The sequence below is a fragment of the uncultured Olegusella sp. genome, assembly GCF_947253395.1.
Taxonomy (GTDB): Bacteria; Actinomycetota; Coriobacteriia; order Coriobacteriales; family Atopobiaceae; genus Olegusella.
The window spans coordinates 1-5300 of the sequence record NZ_CAMXYY010000095.1 but is presented as its reverse complement, the minus strand read 5'-3'; the positions used below and the strand labels follow the sequence as shown (position 1 = coordinate 5300).

The 5300-nt window shown below is 48.6% G+C and carries 5 protein-coding genes; 3 read left to right on the top strand and 2 right to left on the bottom strand.

Annotated features, from left to right (window positions below):
* Nucleotides 1-42: 42 nt before the first annotated feature.
* Nucleotides 43-360 carry a thioredoxin gene (trxA, locus tag Q0X25_RS06965; RefSeq protein WP_021734435.1) on the bottom strand — a complete coding sequence of 106 codons (318 nt, stop codon included), beginning with the start codon at nt 358-360 and terminating at the stop codon, nt 43-45.
* Nucleotides 361-516: 156 nt separating this feature from the next.
* Between trxA and Q0X25_RS06960 the strand changes: the two genes are divergently transcribed.
* Complete coding sequence (locus Q0X25_RS06960; protein WP_298580444.1) at nt 517-1071, top strand: hypothetical protein; 555 nt, start codon at nt 517-519, stop codon at nt 1069-1071.
* Nucleotides 1072-1338: 267 nt separating this feature from the next.
* Nucleotides 1339-3033 carry a glucose-6-phosphate isomerase gene (gene pgi, locus Q0X25_RS06955; protein WP_298580442.1) on the top strand — a complete coding sequence of 565 codons (1695 nt, stop codon included), beginning with the start codon at nt 1339-1341 and terminating at the stop codon, nt 3031-3033.
* Between the two features lie 90 nt (nt 3034-3123).
* Here the strand turns inward: pgi and Q0X25_RS06950 are convergent, their stop codons facing one another.
* Nucleotides 3124-4356, bottom strand: a complete 1233-nt coding sequence (locus Q0X25_RS06950; RefSeq protein ID WP_298580439.1) for a hypothetical protein — start codon at nt 4354-4356, stop codon at nt 3124-3126.
* A 547-nt stretch (nt 4357-4903) separates the two neighbouring features.
* On the opposite strand from Q0X25_RS06950, the gene Q0X25_RS06945 reads away from it, so the two are divergent.
* On the top strand, nt 4904-5300 hold a 397-nt coding region (locus Q0X25_RS06945; RefSeq protein WP_298580436.1), incomplete at its 3' end, for a hypothetical protein.

The following is a 5300-nucleotide window of genomic DNA, read 5'->3' as shown; positions in this document are numbered from 1 at the left end:
TTTGTACTGCCTAATGACTGAATTGGATATCTGCACGAACCCTTAGAGGCTGGCCTCAATTTGGCTGATAAGGGAAGACTTTGGCATGGAACCAACAAACTGTTGGGCCACCTCGCCACCCTTAAAGAGAATTAGTGTGGGGATAGAAACGATGCCGAACTGCTGAGCAAGCGCAGGCTCTTCGTCAACATTGCACTTATACACATTGAGTTTATCGGCCATCTCGTCGGAAACCTGCTCGACAACAGGACCCATTGCGCGGCAGGGGCCACACCAAGATGCCCAAAAGTCTACAAGGACGGGTTTGTCGCTGGACTTAATATCGTTAAAGTTGCTAGTGGTGAGCTGCTTGCTTGCCATGATTGGTTCCTCTCGTGAAAGCACCGCATACCATACGGGATGCACCAGTTTTAAGCGCACTTATTTCCTTGCTTTAACGTATACCCAATTTCTTACGTTGCTATCGCTCATGTAGAATTGTCTGTGAAGAATACGGAGGAAAGGCGGCGGACGTTCGTGGTTGTCAGTCAATCAAACCGACGTAAGGCATATCTTGCCAAGACGCAAGCCGAACTTGCATCGCTTGCAGAACGTGGCGTGGTGATGAGCGGCAATGCTTTTTCATCGTTATTGCTAGTGAAAGGTGACCTATCACCTGAGGAACGTGCGGGTGGCGAGCTGCTGGCGGGTGCCGATGGCAGGGCGTTGCGACAGGCGTTTGCGGCGCTGGGTTATGCGCCCGAAAATTGGACTGCGCTATCTGTGCTGCGCGCAGATGGCAGTGTTATGCAGCTAGAGCTTTTTTGTGAGGCAGTGGCGGCGCTGGGGCCTACAACGCTGGTCGTGCTTGATGAAGTTGCAGCAGATGTTGTGCGTTCTGCTTATGTGAATCAGCTGGTAGAAGTTGAAGAGTTAGACGCGGCGCTGCTCAAGGCTGGCCTTGTTGTGCGTGTACTGGGTATGCGGGTGTTAAACCTAGGCGATTTTGCGAAGTCGCTGGAAGATCCACAACGCAAACAGTGGGCGTGGGCCTGCCTTAAGCGCATTCCGCCATTGGGCGAACCATATTAGGCATAGCGTCATGTGGCGTAGCGTCACGAGGCATAACGCCACGCGGGCGTGAATGCGACTTTTCTGAGCCAGTTCATTGGCTGCGGCCCCAACTCAGCCGAATTGCTTCAGTGTTTGAATCTTAAACTCTGTTGAATAATTCCGTTTGCATACGATTCTCCGACAACTGGGATGCTCAGGTCAAAAATTGGGTGATACGGTGGTAGGCTATGCATAGGTAGCACTGTATACCGTAGGCAGATTCTGCGGCAGGAAAAAGGAGTAGCTATGGCAGCAATTTCCGCACCTATCGATGCGACCCAAACTCCCGCATGGCAAGCACTTCAAAAACATTACGACAAGATGGTTGCTGATGGTTTTAACCTAAAGCAAGCTTTTTCTGAGGATCCTGATCGCGTTCAAAAACTCTCCTTTGATACTTCGGATTTGCATTTTGATCTGTCAAAAAATCTCATCGACGATACGACGGTATCGCTATTAGCTGATCTTGGTCGTGCGGTGGATTTGGAAGCTCGTCGCGATGCCATGTATGCTGGCGAAAAAATTAATACTACCGAGAATCGTGCAGTGCTCCATACGGCCTTGAGGCGCCCCGCCGTCGATAAAGGTAAGGTTATGGTGGACGGACAGGACTGCGTTGCTGATGTGCATGAGGTGCTCGACCGCATGTATGCCTTTGCTGATCGCGTCCGTTCGGGTGAGTGGCGCGGTGTGAGTGGTAAAACCATCAAGCATGTACTCTCGATTGGCATCGGCGGCTCTGATTTGGGCCCCGTCATGGTGTATGAAGCCTTGAAGCCTTATGTGACCGCAGGTATTGATTGCCGCTATGTCTCAAATATCGATCCCAACGATATGGCAGAAAAGACTTGCGGTCTTGATCCTGAAACGACGTTGGTCATTATTGTGTCCAAGACTTTTACTACGCTGGAGACGCTGACTAATGCGCGTGAAGCAAAAACCTGGCTGCTCAAGACCTTGCAGGAGGCGGGCGCTATTGATGGATCAGATGAGCAAGCAGCTGATGCAATTCGGAAGCATTTTGTTGCGGTGTCGACCAATCTTGAGCTAGTTGAAAACTTTGGCATTGATCCTGAGAATGCCTTTGGTTTTTGGAGTTGGGTCGGCGGTCGTTATTCGGTTGGTTCTGCAGTGGGCCTGTCGTTGATTGTTGCTTTGGGACCCGATATCTGGCGTCAGTTCCTTGAAGGTTTTAACGAGCTGGATGTCTATTTCCAGGAGACACCGCTTGAGAATAATGTTGTGGCACTGATGGGCTTGCTGAATGTTTGGTATAACAATTTCTGGGGAACTACCAGCCATGCCGTGTTGCCATATTGCCAGTATTTACATCGTTTCCCTGCGTATCTGCAGCAGCTTACGATGGAGTCCAATGGCAAGGCAACACGTTGGGACGGCACACCGGTGACGTGTGCAACAGGTGAGATTTTTTGGGGTGAGCCTGGTACCAATGGTCAGCACGCTTTCTACCAGCTGATACACCAAGGAACTCGCAAGATTCCTGCCGACTTTATTGCTTTTGCCAATACGGCCCATCCTGTTGTTGATGGCGACCAAGATGTACACGAGCTTTTCTTGGGCAATTTCCTTGCGCAGACAAAGGCGTTAGCCTTTGGCAAGACTGCAGATGAGGTGCGTGCTGAGGGAACGGCCGAATGGATGGTGCCTGCGCGTGTATTTGAGGGCAATCGCCCGACAACCTCTATTTTTGGTGAGGCGTTGACGCCGCATGCCCTTGGCGAGTTGATTGCGCTTTATGAGCATATTACCTTTGTTGAGGGTACGGTATGGGGCCTTAACTCCTATGACCAGTGGGGCGTTGAGCTGGGCAAACAGCTTGCAAAGCAGATTACCCCTGCTTTCCAGGACGATGAGGCGCTAGCGATTCAGGATGCAAGTACACAAAGTTTGATTGCTTATTATCGTGCCCATAGAAAGTAAGCACTTTATTAACCTGCCGTGAAATAGCCCCAGTTTGAGCTGGGGCTATTTTTATCCTAGGACATCTACGTGGCTGGGAATCTGCTTGGTTTAAAAGGTGGAGTGTCTAGAACCTACTAGGCTCAAACGTTCGAGTAGTTTCGTGCGCACCTCACGCAACTCACGAGTATCAACGGTCTTGAAGAGCTTGGCGGTGCTGTTCGTGAATTTTTGTACTTGACGCTCTAATGCCCACGCTACTTGGTCCATACGTTGTGCACTGAGGAAATCGTTACTCAAGACGGGGATGACTTTGATGCCCAGTGCTTGTATATCTCGCGAGCGCCTGCGATCCGCTGCTTGATGACTGATTTCTCTTTTGCGCCAGCGATCAATTTGATCGGTAGCTATGCCAGCCTGCAGAGGGTCAAAGTGAAATCCACTACTTTCATATTCCAAGTCACAGAGCCACTGTGGATAGTACAGATCGGGGTGAAAATTATTTCGACCAACATATAGACGCACATCGTCTGGGATTGAAATTTTTGGGTTAAGAATGGGCCGCGGAAGACCGTATCCGCCAAGCTCTTCAGGAAGCGTCAGTGTGAGGGTAAGCGCGGTTTCCATTGGTGAGGCGGAATTATCTGTGCAGTAGGTAAGGGCAGCCTCGAGTTTGTGGCGGTATCTGCGCATATTTGCCGCTTTGATAAAAGCCGCTATGCGTGCACACGTTGTAGCAGGATAGTCACAAGTAACAAAACTTTGCTCTGCGTGGAGAGAGCCATCGCGTTCTGGATGCAGAGAATAACGCCCGCACAATTCCATTATTACAAGTGCAAGCTCAACAATATCTAGCTGAGAGGCCAACTGCATAATGCTTAGCTCGGGACTCGAAATCGCGAGACTTGGATCAATGGGAAATATTGCTTGCGTGGGTAGCCTGCGCGACAGGATAACCGTACGAGATTTTGTACGTCGATAGCGTTGATTTTGGCTGAAGACTCCCAGCTCTAGAGGGTGCTCTGCATCGATAGCACATCTATCAATAAATCGACTGAGATCCGTCTTTGCAAGAGGGCTGACGCTGTCAAAGTCAAAGTCGCTCTCTTCAAGAGTAGGCTCAGACGGTATAGATAACTCAGAATTGGACGTTAACTGTTCAGTGCAGAGCGTTAAATGAAATGTAGCTAAAGACTTTGCGCTGAGAACGTCTGCGCCTGCAGGAAATGAAAGCTGTACCTGTGGCAGGTCAACGAGCGGCTCTTTGATAGCGTTTCCCCGATTTGAGTGACTGCGGATAACCCGAGTGAGGAGTAACGCGGATAGACCAACGACAATTTCCAATTTTGTCCCCTAAGTCAAAAAAACATCCACACTATTCAGCATTTAGTTAAAATATATATCAGATAACCTGTGGTTTCTAGACATATAACTATAATAGTGTGGATGTTTTTTGCTGTCATTTTAGAAAATTGAAAATATTGTTACCTGCAAACCTCCACATAGAACGGGGTGAATTGTTGGCTTATTACTCCACCGAAGGAAAATCTGCCTCGCAAAAATGCAGGTAAAGATAGGTGTTTTTGAGCAAAATTTCACACCCCCTATGTATGAGCCAGAATTGCTGACGAGCGTCATTCCTATACCGAGGTCATATTACCCATGTGTATGGTTTGAGGGGCCTTAAAAGGGCTTAGAATCGGTCATAAATAATTTAAATTAGTTACCAAATTAATTTGAAAGTATCAAAAACTATCTTTGGGTGAAATACTACCGCGCAAAAAGGGAATGTTTACTTAGATAAACTAATTCCAATAACTAAATGGACGATAGAACTATCATCCACTTAGTTGCAGGTAATTTGAATCGCTATTGCATGTGAAGGGGCAGCATGCTGTTATTAGATAAAACGCTTTTAAGACTATCTCAAGGACTCTGGGGCTGGATAGTCGCCATTGTTGTAGTTCGTCTTGCACAACTTATTGGCGTTACTCTGTTTGCGGAGGTTATCGGTGCTTTTCTAGGCAATTTGGCAAGCCCTCAGCCCGATACTACCAAGCTTGCAGCTGCGGCGGTAGCCGCAGCTGCTGCTTCGTTACTCACCTTAGTTGCGCGTCTTGCGCAGGGGGAGCTCCAGTACCGCACCACCGCCTTTGCCCGTGTTCATCTGCGTGAAGTCATTTTTGACAAGGTTCTTGCTCTGGATGTCGGCGGTATCGAAAAAATTGGTCCAGTATCAGCCATCACCTCATCGGTGGATGCTGTTGAGCAGATGCAAACCTATTATT

Coding starts and splice junctions, on each gene's coding strand:
- trxA (WP_021734435.1), bottom strand. CDS start 360: ATGGCAAGCAAGCAGCTCACCACTAGCAACTTTAACGATATTAAGTCC.
- pgi (WP_298580442.1), top strand. CDS start 1,339: ATGGCAGCAATTTCCGCACCTATCGATGCGACCCAAACTCCCGCATGG.